Source organism: Pantoea sp. WEP (genome assembly GCF_041678305.1).
GTDB lineage: Bacteria > Pseudomonadota > Gammaproteobacteria > Enterobacterales > Enterobacteriaceae > Pantoea > Pantoea dispersa.
Genome location: NZ_JBGNXB010000001.1, coordinates 624,360 through 641,316 on the forward strand (window position 1 = coordinate 624,360; position 16,957 = coordinate 641,316).

Here is a 16,957-nt window from a genome sequence, read left to right on the forward strand (position 1 = left end):
CGGGCTCCTTATTCCAGAGTGAATTTGATCTCTTCATCGCGGACGCCGGGTGCTTCCACGTCATCGAACTCTTCATCCTGCTGCGTGACCGGTTTTTTCATCACCGACAGCATCACGCCGCACACCACGGTGCCAATGCCGAGCGCCAGGCAGAACAGCCACGGTTTGGTGAACAGCGGCACCACGAACATGCCACCGTGCGGCACCGGCGCTTCCACGCCCCACACCATAATCAGTCCGCCGGCCAGCGCTGAGGCCACCACGCAGCTGGCCACCACGCGCAGCAGGTCGCGTGCCGCAATCGGAATCACACCTTCGGTAATCATGCAGATGCCCATCGGGAAGGCGGCTTTCAGCGCCTCTTTCTCTGCTTTGGTGTATTTGTGGCGCGTCAGCAGATAAGAGAGGGTGATGCCGAACGGCGGAATGATGGAGCCGACAAATTTCACCGCTTCCGGACCGTAAATGCCGTCGACCAGCATGCCGTCGGCGAACAGCGACATGGTTTTATTGATCGGCCCGCCAAAGTCGAAGGTGGCCATCGCGCCGAGGATGGCGCCCATCACGAATTTGGAGCCGCCCTGCATGGACTCCAGCAGATGAATCAGCGTCTTTTGCAGCCAGACGATCGGCTGGCCGATAAAGGTCATCATCAGCAGCCCGGCGATGATGGTGCTGAGCAGCGGCAGTACCATGATCGGCATTAGCCCCTGCATCGACTGCGGCAGCCTGATCACCCGGCGTAGCAGCAGCACGATATAGCCGACGAGGAAACCGCCCAGAATCCCGCCGATAAAGCCGGTGCCGATCTGGCCACAGATAAAGCCGACGATCAGGCCAGGCGCAAAGCCGGGACGATCGGCAATTGAGTAGGCGATGGCGGCGCTGATCAGCGGCACAATCAGCCCCATGCCCCAGCCGCCGATCTGGTTCAGCATCCACGCAATGCTGCCGGTCTGCTTGCCGACGTCCGGCCCGCCAATCACCTGGCCGAGCGCAATGCAGATGCCGGCGGCGACGATCAGCGGGATCATCCATGAGATGCCGGTAAGCAGGTGGCCTTTGATCTCCTGGCCGTACTGACGTTTGTGATCGCTCATGATCGATCTCCTCAGGCGCGCGCCAGTGAATCCGCCACTTTTTCGAGGAATTTCACCGGTGACTTGATCACCACTTCGGTTTTCACTCGCACGATGGGTTTGCCCTGAAAGCGCTCTTCGCCGTTGATCTTGACGTCAACCGCGAGGATCACCACGTCAGCGGCGTCAATCTGCTCACGCGTCAGCGGCGTTTCAGTGCCGATGGTGCCCTGGGTTTCGACGTGGATGGTGTGGCCCAGCGCGTGAGCCCCCTTAATCAGTTTTTCGCGCGCAATGTAGGTATGCGCGATGCCTGCGGTGCAGGCCGCTACACAGACGATATTCATGTGGCACCTCAAGGTGTTGGGTGTTAACAGAGGTCGGTTTCGGCGTACTGACTAAACAGCCGGATGATATTGCCGGGGTCATTCTCCGCCAGCAGTCGGGCTATCACCTCATCATCGGCCAGCGCGCTGGCCACCTGCGACAACAGGCGAATATGGGTGGTGTTCTGATCTTCCAGCCGCACGGCGAACAGGATGATGCAGCGCACCTGGCTGCCATCCAGCGTTTCCCACGGAATGTCCTGCTGGGTGCGGCCGATGGCGAGCGTAGTTTGTTTAACCGCCGACGATTTGCCGTGCGGAATCGCGATATGGTTTTCGAAGCCGGTCGAGCCTTCCGCTTCACGCAGCCAGACATCGGCAATAAACGCGGCGCGATCGCTGATGGCGCCGTCGCTCACCAGCAGATCGGTGAGTTCGTTGATCGCCTCTTCTTTACTGGTGGCGCTGAGCGCCAGGTTAACGCGGCGCGGCGTCAGAATGCGGGAAATGTCCATGGTTGCTCCTCATTCAATCAGTGTGCGGCCAACGCGCAGGGCGTGCCGTTGGGCAGCTGGCTGCCAATCATGGCGTCAGTGACCCGCCGGATATCGTCATCATTAAAAAAAGCGCTGACATACACGGCCGGAATGGCACCGGCGTCGAGGTGGATGGTGGTGATCACCAAATCCACCGCGTGGTGCTGACAAAACGCCGCCTGATTGCTGGCTGACACCACGCCAGCAATTTCCCAGTCCGGAAAGGCGCGTAATATGCGGCTCTTCAGCAGGTGCGAGGTGCCCACGCCGCTGGAGCACACCACCAGGATGCGTTTGTGGGCGATCTGCCGCTCCAGTGCCGCCTGGAAATGGACGCACAGATAACCAATTTCATCCTCAGCCACCGGCGACAGGGCGAAGGTGCGCGCGGTCAGCTGCATTGCCTGCTGGGTCAGAGAAAATATCTCTTTCATTTCCTGTTTAATATCATCCAGCAGCGGATTGCGAATATGAATGTGATATTTAAGCCGGTTTAATAATGGCTTTATATGCACCAGTAAACCGTCAAATAATAAACGGTCCTGAGATAAATCCTGCTGAATAAACGCCGAGAAACGATCAATTAATTCGCAGGTTATTTTAACCGACTCGGCAGTGGAAAATTGATTATGCAGCGTCACCTGATCGCCACGCTCTTCCACCACAATGCCGGAGGAGACGATATATTGATAAATAAAACCGACTTCATCGGCCGGCAATGCACAGCCGATGCGCTGCTCAATGCGCGCCACCATCTGCCGGGCAATGGTGAGAATCGACTGATCCAGATCGTGCGCGGTGGTGAGAATGTCCAGCGCCAGCGCGTTGCCCTGCGCCATGCGGTGCATCATGATCAGGATGTGCGTGCACAGATTGAGATACCAGGCATCGCCCAGCGGATAACTCAGCTGCTGCTCCATCTGTTGCAGCAGCGTCTGCACAAAGGCCACATCCTCTTCGCCAAAATAGTGCACCAGCGCCTGCTGGCTGCCGGGATCGAGCCGCGGCAGCAGCGGCGTACCGGCGACCTGTTGCTGCATCACATCGTTGATCAGCGACACCATCGCCTGACGCAGCGCCTGCTCATGGCCCTCTATATGCGTACCGCCCGGGCCGCGCTGCAGCGTTAATCCCAGCGGCTGCAACCACTCTTCAATCACCTTCAGGTCGTTCACAATCGAGGCGTGGCTGATAAAGTAGCGCTCGGACAGCTTGCTGATTGACGTGGCGCGCGGCGCATCGCTCAGGAGCTGGGAGGCGATTTTTATCCGCCGGCTGTTATGGCTGAGCGCGTCGCCGGCCTCATCGCCGTTCAGCTGCTGCTCCAGCTGCAAACGCTGCTGCATATCCTCAACCCGCAGCCGCACGCCGCGGCCAGGGGTTTTCTCCAGCGTCAGCGCCCAGTTGCTGAGCCAGCTCTCCAGCCACTGCAGGTCGCGCTGAATGGTCTTCCCGGAGACGCCGAGCTGTAACGCCAGCTGACCAATCGGCTGCGGCGCCGCCTGTTGCAACAGCAATTTCACTAACCGGTGTTGTCGCGAAGTCAGTATTTGCATTCGGTCACCCTTTATTTTGGTAAAACCTAATGGGATTTTTCCTTGTGGCATTTATTTCATTGCCAGCAAGCCGTCGCGAAAAAGGTGTGTCGTATGGAGTATGAATTTAGAAAAGGATGGCGGCAGCAACAATACTAAATGTTGTCCCGTCAGGCGGACAGCATTAATACACCGCGTTGACGGGAAATTAAATGCGAGTCTGCTCACACAATAATGCGCTAAATAAGTGTGATGATGCTCCCAATCCTTTTTATTTTTTCAACCGGCGTCACGTTATTTAAAGCCGGGAGATTCTTTCTGTCCTCAACGGCTTCCCTGTGACTAAATCCCGCGAATAAGGTACTATCCTCGCCAAATGACCGCCGGATGACCCGCCGTTGCGGGCCACGAAGTGAGGATGCCAGCTTAATGAGTGAAATGACACAGGATGGCGCAGAGCGTCTTGCCCTGCACAAGTTTACTGAAAACGCGTACCTGAACTACTCCATGTACGTGATCATGGACCGTGCGCTGCCGTACATCGGTGACGGTCTCAAGCCGGTGCAGCGCCGCATTGTTTATGCCATGTCCGAGCTGGGGCTTAACGCCAGCGCAAAATTCAAGAAATCGGCGCGTACCGTGGGTGACGTGCTGGGTAAATACCATCCGCACGGCGACAGCGCCTGCTACGAAGCCATGGTGCTGATGGCGCAGCCGTTCTCCTACCGTTATCCGCTGGTGGATGGCCAGGGCAACTGGGGTGCGCCGGACGATCCAAAATCCTTTGCGGCGATGCGTTACACCGAATCGCGCCTGTCGAAATATGCCGAAGTGCTGCTCAGCGAACTGGGGCAGGGCACGGTGGATTACATCCCGAACTTCGACGGCACGCTGCAGGAGCCGAAAATGCTGCCGGCGCGCCTGCCGAACATCCTGCTCAACGGCACCACTGGCATCGCCGTGGGTATGGCGACCGATATTCCGCCGCACAACCTGCGCGAAGTGGCCGAAGCCGCCGTGCGCCTGATCGACAAGCCCAACACCACGCTGGATGAGCTGCTGGAGATCGTGCAGGGGCCGGACTTCCCGACCGAAGCTGAGATCATCACGCCGCGCGACGAGATCCGCAAGATCTACCAGAACGGCCGTGGTTCAATCCGCCAGCGTGCGGTGTGGAAAAAAGAGGACGGCGAAGTGGTGATCACCGCGCTGCCGCACCAGGTGTCGGGCGCGCGCGTGCTGGAGCAGATCGCCAGCCAGATGCGCAATAAAAAGCTGCCGATGGTGGAGGATCTGCGCGATGAATCGGATCACGAAAACCCGACGCGGCTGGTGATTGTGCCGCGCTCCAACCGGGTGGATCTCGATCAGGTGATGAACCACCTGTTTGCCACCACCGATCTGGAGAAGAGCTACCGCGTTAACCTCAACATGATCGGGCTGGATAACCGTCCGGCGGTGAAAAACCTGCTGGAGATCCTCTCGGAATGGCTGGTGTACCGCCGCGATACCGTGACACGCCGTCTCAATCATCGCCTGGAACGCGTGCTGCGTCGTCTGCATATCCTCGAAGGTTTGCTGGTGGCGTTCCTTAATATTGATGAGGTGATTCACATCATCCGCAGCGAGGATGAGCCGAAGCCGGTGCTGATGTCGCGCTTTGACATCAGCGAAACCCAGGCCGAAGCGATTCTGGAACTGAAACTGCGCCATCTCGCCAAACTGGAAGAGATGAAGATTCGCGGTGAACAGGCCGAGCTGGAAAAAGAGCGCGATCAGCTGCAGGCGATCCTCGCCTCTGATCGCAAAATGAGTAACCTGTTGAAGAAAGAACTGCTGGCCGACAGCCAGACCTACGGCGACGATCGCCGTTCACCGCTGCAAGAACGTGAAGAAGCGAAAGCGCTGAGCGAGAACGAACTGGTGAGCGCTGAGCCGGTCACCATTGTGCTGTCGCAGATGGGCTGGGTGCGCAGCGCCAAAGGTCACGATATCGATCCGGCAGGATTAAGCTACAAAGCGGGCGACAGCTACCGTGCCGCCGCGCGCGGCAAGAGCAACCAGCCGGTGGCGTTTATTGACTCCACCGGCCGCAGCTATACGCTGGATCCGACCTCGCTGCCGTCGGCGCGCGGGCAGGGCGAGCCGCTCACCGGCAAGCTGACGCCACCGCCGGGCGCGGTGATTGAGCAGGTGCTGATGGAAGCGGACGATCAGAAGCTGCTGATGGCCTCCGATGCCGGCTACGGCTTCATCTGTACCTTTGCCGATCTGGTGTCGCGCAACCGCGCCGGTAAAGCGCTGCTGACGCTGCCGGAAAACGCCAAAGTGATGACGCCGCTGGCGGTGCACTCTGGCGACGACATGCTGCTGGCCATCACCCAGGCGGGGCGGATGCTGATGTTCCCGGTGGCCGATCTGCCGCAGATGTCGAAAGGCAAGGGCAACAAGATTATCTCGATTCCGTCCGCGGACGCCGCCGCGGGCGTGGACAAGCTGCAGTGGCTGCTGATTCTGCCGCCGGGCAGTTCCATCACTATCTATGTCGGCAAGCGTAAGCTGATCATGCGTGATGAAGATCTGCAGAAAGTGCGTGCTGAGCGCGGCCGTCGCGGTAGCGTATCGCGCGGACTGCAGCGGATCGATAGCGTGGAAGTGAATGCGCCAGCGCGGCCAAAAAGTGACGCGAATAGCGAAGAGTAAGACTGAAAAGGCGAAGGACTGCCACATTTGAGGAAGCTATGTTACTAATTTTACGCACGTTGATCGTTGTGATTTATTCGATTCTGGTTTGTGTGTTTGGCAGCATCTGGTGTCTGTTTTCACCGCGTAATCCGCGCCACGTGGCGACCTTTGGTCACATGTTTGGTCGTCTGTCGACGGTGTTTGGCGTCAAAGTCGAACTGCGTAAACCGGCGGATGCCGAAAGCTACGGCAACGCGATTTACATCGCTAACCATCAGAACAACTACGACATGATCACCGCTGCCAATATCGTACAGCCGACCACGGTCACGGTGGGCAAGAAAAGCCTGCTGTGGATCCCGCTCTTCGGCCAGCTCTACTGGCTGACCGGTAACCTGCTGATTGACCGCGATAACCGCGCCAAAGCGCACGGCACCATCGGCGAGCTGGTGGCGCAGTTTAAAAAGAAGAAAATTTCCTTCTGGATGTTCCCGGAAGGGACGCGCAGCCGCGGACGCGGTCTGCTGCCGTTCAAGACCGGTGCGTTCCATGCGGCGGTGGCGGCGGGCGTGCCGATCATTCCGGTGGTGGTCTCTAACACCCACGGCAAAATCAAACTGAATCGCTGGAACAATGGCTTAGTAATTGTGGAAATGCTGCCGCCAGTGGATACCACGCAGTTTGAAACCACGTCGGTACGCAAACTGGCGACCCACTGCCGTGAATTAATGTCTGCTAAGCTGGAAGAGTTGAACGCTGAAGTCGCCGAACGCGAAAAAAACGGTAAAATCTAGCCGGCAAAAAATGGCTCACCCGCAGCGCGCTATGGCTCGAGCTGTCGGGTGCATTGATGCGCGCCGTGTCCCGCCGTTTGTCGGGTACGCATTGATTTGTTGCGGATCCCGCCATTTGTAGGGTGCGCATTGATATGCAGCAGGTCTCGCCGTTTGTAGGGTGCGCATTCATGCGCACCGCGTCCCGGATGCGCACTGACCTGACCCGGACACACAGCCGCGCCTTTCGGGCGCTTCACAACACGATTAAAAATAACAACATGGACACGGCGTCTTCACGCCACGCTCAAAAGGTCTGAAGTTTTATGTCTTGCAGCAGACGTCAGTTTATTCAGCTTTCTGCCGGTATGGCGCTGGCTTCCAGCGTTATGCCTTACGCCGCCCGCGCCGCCGCGCCATTGGGCGATGTGCCTTTGCCGGTGCCGCCGCTGATCGAATCACGCCGCGGTCAGCCGCTGTTCCTTACGCTGCAGCGCAGCCACTGGTCCTTCAACGGCAACAGCAACAAAGTGCCGGTATGGGGCATTAACGGCCTGTACCTTGGCCCGACGGTGCGCGTTTACAGCGGCGACGATGTCAAACTGATTTACAGCAACCGCCTCAATGAACCGGTGGCGATGACCGTCAGCGGTTTGCAGGTGCCGGGCGCGTTGATGGGCGGTGCGCCGCGCATGATGTCCGCCGGCGTAGACTGGGCGCCGGTGCTGCCGATTCGTCAGGGCGCAGCCACGCTGTGGTATCACGCCAACACGCCAAATCGCATGGCGCCGCACGTCTATAACGGCCTGGCAGGCATGTGGCTGATCGAAGATGACATCAGCAAAGCGCTGCCGCTGCCGAAGCATTACGGCGTCGATGATTTCCCGCTGATTATTCAGGACAAGCGCCTCGATAACTTTGCCACGCCGGTTTATAACCCACCGTCGGACGGCGGGTTCCTCGGCGATACGCTGCTGGTTAACGGCGTGCAAAACCCGTATGTCGAAGTGTCGCGCGGCTGGGTGCGTTTGCGCCTGCTGAATGCGGCCAATGCGCGCCGTTTCGATCTCAGCTTTAGCGACAACCGGCCGTTTACGGTGATTGCCAGCGATCAGGGCTTTCTGCCCGCGCCGGTAGCGGTGCAAACGCTGTCGCTCGCGCCGGGTGAACGTCGCGAAGTGCTGGTGGACATGTCGCAGGGCGATGAAGTGTCGATCACCGCAGGCACGGCGGCAGGCATTATGGATCGTCTGCGCGGGCTGTTTGAGCCGTCATCGATTCTGACCAATACGCTGGTGCTGACGCTGCGTCCAACCGGCCTGCTGCCGCTGGTGACCGACAACCTGCCGATGCGCCTGCTGGCGGATCAGATTCTTGATGGCGTGGCGGTGCGCACGCGTGAATTCCGCCTCGGCGACAGCACGCCGGGCATTAACGGTGTGCTGTGGGACATGAATCGCATCGATACGACGGTGCAGCAGGGCACCTTTGAGCGCTGGATCATTCACGCCGACCGACCGCAGTCGCTGCATATTCAGGGCGTGATGTTCCTGATTAAGAGCGTCAACGGCGCGCAGTCGATGGGAGAAGATCGCGGCTGGAAAGATACGGTCTGGGTGGATGGCGATGTCGAACTGCTGGTGAGTTTCCCGCAGAGTTCGTCAGAGCATTTCCCGTTTGTCTATTACAGCCAGACGCTGGAGCTCGCCGATCGCGGTACGGCAGGGCAGATGGTGGTGAATCCGGTCGGGTGAGGAGCGTTGCTGTTCCCTCACCCTAACCCTCTCCCGCCAGCGGGAGAGGGAACCGTTTTGTGCCGTATTACCCACTGGAACACCGCTTCAGATTCGCGCGGGCATCTCCCTCTCCCGCGTGCGGGAGAGGGCCGGGGTGAGGGGGCCTGGTTGCACAGTATTACCCACTGGCACACCGCTTCAGATTCGCGCGGACACCTCCCTCTCCCGCGTGCGGGAGAGGGCCGGGGTGAGGGGGCAAACCGCACCCTTCACCCATGGCATCCTTCACCCACGTCATCCATTAAACTCTTCCGGATCCGGTCCCAGCCGCTTGCCTTTATCCAGCTTCGCGATCTCGCTCACTTCTGACTTATCCAGCCGGAAATCAAACACCTGGAAGTTCTCCTGAATGCGTGCCGGCGTTACCGACTTCGGAATCACCACCAGGCCGCTGTCCAGATGCCAGCGAATCACAATCTGTGCCGGCGTCTTACTGTACTTCTTCGCCAGCTCGCGAATGATCTCCTGATCAAACACGCCTTCGCCGCCCTGCGCCAGCGGGCTCCACGACTCGGTCTGAATCTGATGCAGTGCATTCCACGCATGCAGCGTGCGCTGCTGCAGCATCGGATGCAGTTCAATCTGATTCACCACCGGCGACACGCCGGTTTCATCAATCAGCCGCTTGAGGTGCGCTTCATGGAAGTTACACACGCCGATGCTTTTCGCCAGGCCCTGCTGTTGCAGTTCTACCATTTTCTTCCACGCATCGACGTAGTGGTCTTTCTGCGGGCACGGCCAGTGCATCAGATACAGATCCACCTGCTCCAGCTGCAGCTTCTTCAGGCTGGTCTCCATCGCCTGTTCAACATTCTGCTGGTCATCATTCCACAGTTTGGTGGTGATAAAGATTTCATCGCGCGCTACGTCGGTTTCCTGCAGCGCCTGGCCAATCGCCTCTTCATTTTTATACGCAGCGGCGGTATCGATGGAGCGATAGCCGACCTTCAGCGCTTCCAGCACCGCATTGCGCGCTTCATCAATGCTGGCCTGCCAGACGCCAAGGCCGAGTTGCGGCATCATGTTGCCGTCGTGCAGTTTAATCCGGGGTTGCTCTGCCATAGTGACTCCTTATCGGTTGCAGTGACTTACCGTAGAAACGATGTGCTTAAGTCTAGTCAACAAACCTGACCTGAGGATCATTGTGGCAACCGAACGGCACTTTCGCCCGGTGCAATCCTGCAAAAATCTTGCCTGATTCTCCAGCCATCTGGAGCTTTATGCAGCAATGCGGCACACTGCGTTTTTTGCTGCCCGAGAGAGTGCCATGCCGAACGATGCCCTTTGCCGCCAGCTGGCGCAGCGCGTGATCACGCTGATGCGCGAGCCACAAAAGCCGCTGTGTGCGGTGGAAAACGTACGGTTGATCTACGCTGAGGAACCGCTGCCGCGCACGCCGATGTTGTATCCGGCGGGCATCGTGATCCTGTTTCAGGGACACAAAACCGGCTACCTCGGCAGCACGGTGTTTCGCTACGACGCCACCAAATATCTGATGCTCACGGTCACGCTGCCGGTGGAGTGCGAAACCGACGCCACGCAGCAGCAGCCGCTGGCCGGCATGAGTCTCACCGTGGATCCGGCCAGTTTGCAGGATCTGCTGTTAAGCATTGGCGATGACGAGCAGTTTCAGCCGCAGCCGCAAACCTCCGGCATTCACTCTGCGTTCCTGAGCGAGGAGATGCTGTGCGCCGCGGAACGGCTGCTGGATGTGATGGATAAACCGCGTGACGCCCGCGTGCTCGGCCCGCAGCTGGTGCGTGAAATCATCTATTACGTACTGACCGGGCCGATTGGCGGCGCGCTGCTGTCACTGGTCAATCGCCAGACGCAGTTCAGCCAGGTGGCCCGGGCGCTGCGCCGCATCGAGAACCACTTTGCCGAAAGCCTGAGCGTGGAAATGCTGGCGGCGGAGGTCAACATGAGCGTCTCGGCGTTTCACCATAACTTTAAGGCGGTGACCCAGACCTCGCCGCTGCAGTATCTCAAGCGTTACCGGCTGCATCAGGCACGGTTAATGATGCTGCAGGATGGGCTGAAGGCCAGCGCCGCCGCCGTGCGCGTCGGCTATGAAAGCCCGTCACAGTTTTCGCGGGAGTTTAAACGGTACTTTGGCGTGACGCCGGGAGAAGAGGCGAGCCGTGCGCGTCAGACCGGGGCGCTGCAGCCGTTTGACGCCGCCTGAAACGGCGGCGCTTTACAGAGGTCAGGCTTTCTGGCGACGCTTTTTCCAGATCACCACAATACTGCCGCCGAGGCCGAGAAACAGCAGCACAATAGGCAGCACCATCAGGATCGCCATCACCTGATCTTCGTGGCGCTTGATAAACGGCACCTGGCTGATGCCGTAGCCCATCGCCACTACAATCCCGACCCACAGCGCGCCGCTCAGCCAGTTGAAGAACTGAAAACGCCCGTTCTGCAAACCCGAAATGCCCGCCATGGTGGGCAGCAGCGTGCGCACGAAGGCCAGAAAGCGGCCAACCAGCAGTGCCATCAGGCCGTGGCGATTGAACAGGTGCCAGGCGCGCTGATGGTACTGCGCTGGCAAATGCATCAGCCAGCTTTTGACGATTTTAGTATTACCAAGCCAGCGCCCCTGCAGATAGCTCAGCCAGCAGCCGAGGCTGGCGGCGGTGGTCAGAATCACCATGGTCGGCACAAAATCCATCACGCCTTTGGCGATCATCGCCCCTGCCAGCAGCAGCAGGCTGTCGCCGGGCAGGAACGAGGCAGGCAGCAAACCGTTTTCCAGGAACAGCGTCAGAAACATCACGCCGTAGACAATCCACACCACATCCGGATTGGCCAGCGCGGCAAAATCCTGATGCCACAGCGCCTGGACAATCTCATGTAAAACACCCATCAGCTATCCCATCGAGTCACAAGGCTTGTATTTTAACCGTCCGGGACGGCGTAATCGTTGATCTCCGCTACGCCGCACCGGATGGTTTAAGTTTGGTTTATCTTTTTACGCATGCAGGCGGGCAAAGCCGGCTTTCAGGTCATCCAGCAGATCGTCAACGTGCTCGAGACCGATATGCAGACGCACCAGCGTGCCGTCAAAATCCACGCCGCCCGCCGGACGAATTGCCGCCAGCTCTTCCGGCTGGTTCGCCAGAATCAGCGATTCAAAGCCGCCCCACGAGTAGGCCATACTGAAATGGTGGAAGCGATCGAGATAATTTGCCAGCTGCGCCGGGGTGAGTTTTTCATGCAGGATGAATGAGAACAGCCCGCTGCTGCCGCTGAAGTCGCGCCGCCAGAACTCGTGGCCTTTGCACTGCGCCAGCGCCGGATGGTTGACGCGCGCCACTTCCGGCTGCGCCGCCAGCCACTCGGCCACGCGCAGGCCGCTCTCTTCGTGCTGACGCAGACGCGTAGCCAGCGTGCGCAGGCCGCGGCTGGCCATGTACGCGGTGTCTGCATCCACCATCTGGCCCATCAGGTAGGAGTTTTCGCGCAGCTGCGCCCAGCAGCGTTCGTTGGCGACCGCAGTGCCGATCATCGCATCGCTGTGGCCGATGATGTATTTAGTGCCGGCCTGGATAGAAATGTCGATACCATGCTCCAGCGCGTTAAACAGCACGCCCGCCGCCCAGGTATTATCAATCATGATCACCGCGTCTGGTGCTTTGGCGCGCACCGCCGCGACAATCGCCGGAATATCCTGCACTTCCATGGTGATGGAAGCCGGTGATTCGAGGAACACCACGCGGGTATTCGGCTGCACCAGCTCGCCGATTTCACTGCCGATGCAGTGATCGAACCAGGTGGTGGTGACGTCAAGCTTCGCGAGAATTTTGGTGCAGAAATCCTGGGTGGGTTCGTACACCGCGCCGCTGACCAGAATGTGATCGCCGCTGGTGACAAACGCGAGGATGGCATTGGCGACCGCGGCCGCACCGCACGGATAGAGCACGCAGCCGGCGCCGCCTTCCAGTTCGGTCATCGCATCCTGGAAGGAAAAATGGGTGAGGGTGCCGCGCCGGCCATAAAACAGTTCACCGCTGGCGCGTCCGGCGGTGGCGCGTTGTTTGTCCGCGACGGAGTCAAAAACCAGTGAGGATGCGCGCTGAATGACGCTGTTAACCGAGCCCTGAGTGTAACGTTTGCTGCGTCCCGCGGTGACAAGCCGGGTATCAATTTTTTTCGTTGCCATCACTGCCTTTCCTGACACGTCTCACAAAGCATCCAACTTACCACGAATCGCGGCGCGGGGTTGAGCCCGTTTGCCGAATATCAGAGTGACGCCAGCACAATCGCGGAAAGAGGCTGGTTGTGGCTTTTATTACGCGGCGGAAAAGCAAAGCGCAATAAATTGCGCCGCTACGACCCGTACGGGATGTTCGTCCGCGCCAGTTGCTCCAGTCCACAAACCGCACCCAACCGTAGCGGCGCGATTTATCGCGCTAAACATTGCGCCGTATCAATTCAGCGGGTTACAGCTTTGTAAATAGTAATGAGAACCACTATCACTTCGGTCGGTTTTTTTGCTATGATCCGCGCTTCAATCGTGAACGGTGCAACAGAAGTCGGAGACGCAGCGTGGTAGCCAGTGACTTGATGCAAACGGACCTCTCCGTTTGGGGCATGTATCAGCATGCCGATATCGTGGTAAAAATTGTGATGATCGGCCTGTTGCTGGCCTCGGTCGTTACCTGGGCGATTTTCTTTGGCAAATATGCAGAGCTGAGCGGGGCGAAACGTCGCCTGAAGCGTGAACAGCTGGCGCTGGGCGAAGCGCGCTCACTGAATGACGCGTATCGCGCGGCCGAAAACTTCAAAGCCAACAGCCACAGTGCCGTGCTGCTCGCCGACACGCGTAACGAACTGGAACTCTCCGCCGGCAGCGAAGACCTTGACGGCATCAAAGAGCGCACCAGCTTCCGCCTTGAGCGTCGCGTCGCGGGCTTCAGCCGCCACGCCGGTCGCGGTAACGGCTTCCTCGCCACCATCGGTTCCGTCGCGCCGTTTATCGGTCTGTTCGGCACCGTGTGGGGCATCATGAACAGCTTTATCGGTATCGCGAAAACCCAGACCACCAACCTCGCGGTAGTGGCACCGGGCATCGCGGAAGCGCTGCTGGCGACGGCGATTGGCCTGGTGGCGGCAATCCCGGCGGTGGTGATCTACAACGTCTTCGCCCGCATGATTGCCAGCTACAAAGCTTCGCTCGGCGACGTGGCGGCGCAGTTGCTGCTGCTGCAGAGCCGCGATCTGGACCTCGGCAATGTCGATACCGCAAAAGAAGTTAACCGTCCGGCGGCGGCCCAGAAACTGCGCGTAGGGTAAGTATTATGGCGATGCGTTTAAACGATGATGCGGTCGGCGATGGCGAAATGCACGAAATCAACGTGACGCCGTTTATCGACGTCATGCTGGTGCTGCTGATCATCTTCATGGTCGCCGCGCCGCTCGCCACGGTGGATGTGCGCGTCAATCTGCCTGCCTCGACCAGCGCGCCGCAGCCGCGTCCGGAGAAGCCGGTTTATCTGTCGATCAAAGCCGATAAACAGATCTACATCGGTAACGATGCGGTGACCAAAGAGACGCTGGTGAACGCGCTCACCGCGCAAACCGAAGGCAACAAAGAGACCACCATCTTCTTCCAGGCGGATAAGTCAGTGGATTATGAAACGCTGATGTCGGTGATGGATCAGCTGCGTGAAGCGGGTTATCTGAAGATTGGTTTGATGGGCATGGAGACGGTGAAGAAATAGTTTCACCGGCGTAAACCCAGCCAGCTTATCTGTAAGGTCGTCAATTATGACGACCTTTTTTATTGCGGCGGCCGGAGCAGGCCGCCATGTCAGGATGCGGTGCCGAACCGCGGTTAAACCAGATTCACCGTTACGCCGTCCTGTACCAGCAGTTCCGCGTCGCCGTGGCTGAACACGTGATACTGGTTCCCGGCGATGGTCACGGTGCCGGTTTGCTCGGTCCATCCCTCCTGCTCGCTGCCTTCAGGCAGGATATCTTCCAGGCGTACGGTGTCGCCCTGATTGCCGTTGACCATCAGCTGGGTTTTGCCGTCGTCGATGAAGAGATCTTTGGTTCCTTTAGAGAAAATTTCTTCTACTGTTAAATTATCCAGTGCAATAAACGCATCGGCGTCAAATGTGGAAATTTCATTTAATGATCCATCAGTGGATTTGACAACATTATCCTTTATACCCCAGTCGAAATTGTCTAAGGAGAAAATGTCATAGTATGATCTTCCAGCATAGTCTGTCCAGGAACTATTGGACGCCGATACTTTACTTATTAATTCTCCTTCTGGGGCAATAAACTCATAAGCATGATGGCCATATTTTTTATCAACTACAATTGACCCTATACGCTCATTTTTTTCATTGTAAAAAGATACTGTATTATATTGGCTGTATCCAAAAGCAGCATCAAACTTAAAGTAGTTTGATTTCTCAATATAAAAATAAACGGCCGATTGTTTGTTAGTAGAAAAGTTAGAGTTATGAAAATCATTTCCGATCGTTAAACTATCCTTTTGATAGGCGAGCCCATAATAATGATATACTTTGATGCCGGAGGCTAAAGTGACTGTGTTACCTGGTATAAGTATAAATGCTCCATTACTAAAATCTTCGCGACTGCTGGTAAAGTCGGTTTCTCTGACGTTTATTTCAAATGTACTCTGTGCTTTTTCGTTTGTATAAGCATTGAAAGTCCAGTTCCCATAATTAAGTCTTGGCGGGGAAAATGTCCATTCTCCATATATATTAGCAGTCACTGAGGCGATGTTTTTACTGCTGTTTCCAAGATAGTATTCTATATAGACAGTGCTGTTGGCTTCGGCATGGCCTTGTAGCTCGGGAGTTGTATCGTCAGTTATACTACCAGATGCTAATTTTCCTTGTGTTTTACCCACATTATCCAGGGCGAAATCAATAGTTGGAGCAAGATTATTATCAATCACATTGAGTTTGAACTTGGGTGTGAATGCGCCACTATTACCACTTTTTGCCCGGAACTCCCAGTTACCATTACCTAATTCGATAGGTAGTGTAAATTCCCAGTTACCATCAGCACCAACCTGAACTGAATAACCTGGAATCCAGGGGGCTCCAGCTTTGCCATATTCAATATAAACAATACTGTTTGCTTCGGCACGCCCATGTAACGTAGGTGTGCGGTCATCTGTCCGGGCGGAATTCCCTAACATGCCAGTGGCAAGACCATAATTATCCCAGGCGTAAGCAATCGTGGTCTCGCTTGCAGGCGCCAAATCAATATTAAGGGTGAATTCGTTACTCCACTCGTCGCCGGCATTTGCTCTGAATTGCCAGTTGCCTTCGCTTAACGCCGGGTTTGGTGTCCAGCTCCAGCTGGTGCCGTTCATTACTGCATTACCGCCATCTACCCATTCACCCTGAGCATTCCGGTACTGAATCCGCACTACGCTGCCTGCTGGCGCGCTGCCGCGCAGCTCTGGCGTGGTATCATCGGTGATACCATCGCTCTTCAATGAGCCGGTCACGTTGCCGACGTTATCAACGGCATCAATGATTTTCGCCACGCCGCCCGGATCGACCGGTACTTCGCCGTCTTTACCTATAATAATTGTGAACTCATCCGACGGCTCACCCTCGCGCACCTTGTCCGCAAAGGTTTCACTCGCCACCAGCGTCAAATCATGCTGACCGTCGGTGAGGTCAATCTCCGGCTCGATCTTCCACATCCCGGTATGTTCATCCGCCTTCGCGCTGCCGATAACCGTATCGCCTTCCTTCAGATAAACAATCACGCCTTTCTCCGCGATGCCGGTCAGGGTCGGACGGCGGTCGTCGGTCATTTTGCCCGCATCGAAGCTGCCGGTGATGGAGCCCTGATCGTCATACAGGTTAAGCAGGGTTGGTGCGACCGGCGGCGTGGTGTCGATGATCAGCGTGCGCTGCGTCGGCGTACTGACGTTACCGGCGGTGTCGATGGTCATAAAGGAGATGCTGTATTCACCATCGGCCAGCGCTTCCGGTGGCGTCCACTTCCAGCTGCCGTCCTGCGGGTTGATATCGACAAAGAAATTCCTGTCGCCGAGGGTAATCATTACCTGGCCGCCTTTACCCGCTTCTGACTTGATTTCACCGAGAAAGGTTGGGGTGTTGGTGTCGCGCTCGAGGTACTTCACCTCTTTAAAATCAAACAGATCCATGGAGATTATTCCTGTATTTTACGTTGGGTCCATTGCAGCGAGGGCCGCTGCGCCTTG

14 protein-coding genes are annotated in these 16,957 nt (G+C 57.3%); 6 read left to right on the forward strand and 8 right to left on the reverse strand.

Features of this window, described 5'->3' with window-relative positions:
- Window positions 1–8: 8 nt before the first annotated feature.
- From ABVR31_RS02990 to ABVR31_RS03005, 4 genes are read right to left on the reverse strand one after another with little or no spacing between them, the layout of a single operon-like run.
- Window positions 9–1,100 carry a PTS fructose transporter subunit IIC gene (locus ABVR31_RS02990; RefSeq protein ID WP_021509598.1) on the reverse strand — a complete coding sequence of 364 codons (1,092 nt, stop codon included), beginning with the start codon at window positions 1,098–1,100 and terminating at the stop codon, window positions 9–11.
- Window positions 1,101–1,111: 11 nt separating this feature from the next.
- Window positions 1,112–1,426: a PTS fructose transporter subunit IIB gene (locus tag ABVR31_RS02995; protein WP_021313325.1), complete on the reverse strand. Its 315-nt coding sequence runs from the start codon at window positions 1,424–1,426 to the stop codon at window positions 1,112–1,114.
- 23 nt (window positions 1,427–1,449) lie between these two features.
- Window positions 1,450–1,920, reverse strand: coding sequence for a PTS sugar transporter subunit IIA (locus ABVR31_RS03000; RefSeq protein ID WP_010618474.1), 471 nt, complete (start codon window positions 1,918–1,920; stop codon window positions 1,450–1,452).
- A 17-nt stretch (window positions 1,921–1,937) separates the two neighbouring features.
- Window positions 1,938–3,497 carry a transcription antiterminator gene (locus ABVR31_RS03005; RefSeq protein WP_058776535.1) on the reverse strand — a complete coding sequence of 520 codons (1,560 nt, stop codon included), beginning with the start codon at window positions 3,495–3,497 and terminating at the stop codon, window positions 1,938–1,940.
- Window positions 3,498–3,905: 408 nt separating this feature from the next.
- Between ABVR31_RS03005 and parC the strand changes: the two genes are divergently transcribed.
- The 3 genes from parC to ftsP all read left to right on the forward strand — a co-directional run bounded on the left by parC (window position 3,906) and on the right by ftsP (window position 8,688).
- Window positions 3,906–6,179: a DNA topoisomerase IV subunit A gene (parC, locus tag ABVR31_RS03010; protein ID WP_372771791.1), complete on the forward strand. Its 2,274-nt coding sequence runs from the start codon at window positions 3,906–3,908 to the stop codon at window positions 6,177–6,179.
- A gap of 38 nt (window positions 6,180–6,217) precedes the next feature.
- Window positions 6,218–6,955: a 1-acylglycerol-3-phosphate O-acyltransferase gene (locus ABVR31_RS03015; protein WP_372771792.1), complete on the forward strand. Its 738-nt coding sequence runs from the start codon at window positions 6,218–6,220 to the stop codon at window positions 6,953–6,955.
- A gap of 305 nt (window positions 6,956–7,260) precedes the next feature.
- Window positions 7,261–8,688 (forward strand): cell division protein FtsP, encoded by a 1,428-nt coding sequence (gene ftsP, locus ABVR31_RS03020; RefSeq protein ID WP_104093788.1) that lies wholly within the window; start codon window positions 7,261–7,263, stop codon window positions 8,686–8,688.
- A gap of 276 nt (window positions 8,689–8,964) precedes the next feature.
- On the opposite strand, the gene dkgA is transcribed toward ftsP, so the two are convergent.
- Window positions 8,965–9,792 carry a 2,5-didehydrogluconate reductase DkgA gene (gene dkgA / locus ABVR31_RS03025; protein WP_021509593.1) on the reverse strand — a complete coding sequence of 276 codons (828 nt, stop codon included), beginning with the start codon at window positions 9,790–9,792 and terminating at the stop codon, window positions 8,965–8,967.
- A 205-nt stretch (window positions 9,793–9,997) separates the two neighbouring features.
- Here dkgA and ABVR31_RS03030 point away from each other — a divergent pair, with 205 nt between their 5' ends.
- A complete protein-coding gene (locus tag ABVR31_RS03030; protein WP_372771793.1) occupies window positions 9,998–10,915 on the forward strand; it encodes an AraC family transcriptional regulator N-terminal domain-containing protein in 918 nt (305 codons plus the stop codon).
- 21 nt (window positions 10,916–10,936) lie between these two features.
- Here ABVR31_RS03030 and ABVR31_RS03035 read toward each other — a convergent pair whose 3' ends face one another.
- Window positions 10,937–11,596, reverse strand: coding sequence for a DedA family protein (locus tag ABVR31_RS03035; RefSeq protein WP_021509591.1), 660 nt, complete (start codon window positions 11,594–11,596; stop codon window positions 10,937–10,939).
- Window positions 11,597–11,701: 105 nt separating this feature from the next.
- Entirely contained in the window at window positions 11,702–12,892 is a 1,191-nt protein-coding gene (gene metC / locus ABVR31_RS03040) for a cystathionine beta-lyase (protein ID WP_150059415.1), read from the reverse strand.
- Window positions 12,893–13,296: 404 nt separating this feature from the next.
- On the opposite strand from metC, the gene exbB reads away from it, so the two are divergent.
- The gene (gene exbB / locus ABVR31_RS03045) at window positions 13,297–14,025 is read left to right on the forward strand and encodes a tol-pal system-associated acyl-CoA thioesterase (RefSeq protein ID WP_222951597.1); all 729 of its coding nucleotides are present in this window, start codon (window positions 13,297–13,299) and stop codon (window positions 14,023–14,025) included.
- Window positions 14,026–14,030: 5 nt separating this feature from the next.
- Complete coding sequence (gene exbD, locus ABVR31_RS03050; protein ID WP_021509588.1) at window positions 14,031–14,453, forward strand: TonB system transport protein ExbD; 423 nt, start codon at window positions 14,031–14,033, stop codon at window positions 14,451–14,453.
- A gap of 113 nt (window positions 14,454–14,566) precedes the next feature.
- Here exbD and ABVR31_RS03055 read toward each other — a convergent pair whose 3' ends face one another.
- Window positions 14,567–16,900 (reverse strand): Ig-like domain-containing protein, encoded by a 2,334-nt coding sequence (locus tag ABVR31_RS03055; RefSeq protein ID WP_372771794.1) that lies wholly within the window; start codon window positions 16,898–16,900, stop codon window positions 14,567–14,569.
- Window positions 16,901–16,957 lie beyond the last annotated feature (57 nt).

Excerpts from the sequence above, each read along its gene's own strand:
- ABVR31_RS02990 (WP_021509598.1), bottom strand. The coding sequence starts at position 1,100 with ATGAGCGATCACAAACGTCAGTACGGCCAGGAGATCAAAGGCCACCTG.
- ABVR31_RS02995 (WP_021313325.1), bottom strand. The coding sequence starts at position 1,426 with ATGAATATCGTCTGTGTAGCGGCCTGCACCGCAGGCATCGCGCATACC.
- ABVR31_RS03000 (WP_010618474.1), bottom strand. The coding sequence starts at position 1,920 with ATGGACATTTCCCGCATTCTGACGCCGCGCCGCGTTAACCTGGCGCTC.
- ABVR31_RS03005 (WP_058776535.1), bottom strand. The coding sequence starts at position 3,497 with ATGCAAATACTGACTTCGCGACAACACCGGTTAGTGAAATTGCTGTTG.
- parC (WP_372771791.1), top strand. The coding sequence starts at position 3,906 with ATGAGTGAAATGACACAGGATGGCGCAGAGCGTCTTGCCCTGCACAAG.
- ABVR31_RS03015 (WP_372771792.1), top strand. The coding sequence starts at position 6,218 with ATGTTACTAATTTTACGCACGTTGATCGTTGTGATTTATTCGATTCTG.
- ftsP (WP_104093788.1), top strand. The coding sequence starts at position 7,261 with ATGTCTTGCAGCAGACGTCAGTTTATTCAGCTTTCTGCCGGTATGGCG.
- dkgA (WP_021509593.1), bottom strand. The coding sequence starts at position 9,792 with ATGGCAGAGCAACCCCGGATTAAACTGCACGACGGCAACATGATGCCG.
- ABVR31_RS03030 (WP_372771793.1), top strand. The coding sequence starts at position 9,998 with ATGCCGAACGATGCCCTTTGCCGCCAGCTGGCGCAGCGCGTGATCACG.
- ABVR31_RS03035 (WP_021509591.1), bottom strand. The coding sequence starts at position 11,596 with ATGGGTGTTTTACATGAGATTGTCCAGGCGCTGTGGCATCAGGATTTT.
- metC (WP_150059415.1), bottom strand. The coding sequence starts at position 12,892 with ATGGCAACGAAAAAAATTGATACCCGGCTTGTCACCGCGGGACGCAGC.
- exbB (WP_222951597.1), top strand. The coding sequence starts at position 13,297 with ATGCAAACGGACCTCTCCGTTTGGGGCATGTATCAGCATGCCGATATC.
- exbD (WP_021509588.1), top strand. The coding sequence starts at position 14,031 with ATGGCGATGCGTTTAAACGATGATGCGGTCGGCGATGGCGAAATGCAC.
- ABVR31_RS03055 (WP_372771794.1), bottom strand. The coding sequence starts at position 16,900 with ATGGATCTGTTTGATTTTAAAGAGGTGAAGTACCTCGAGCGCGACACC.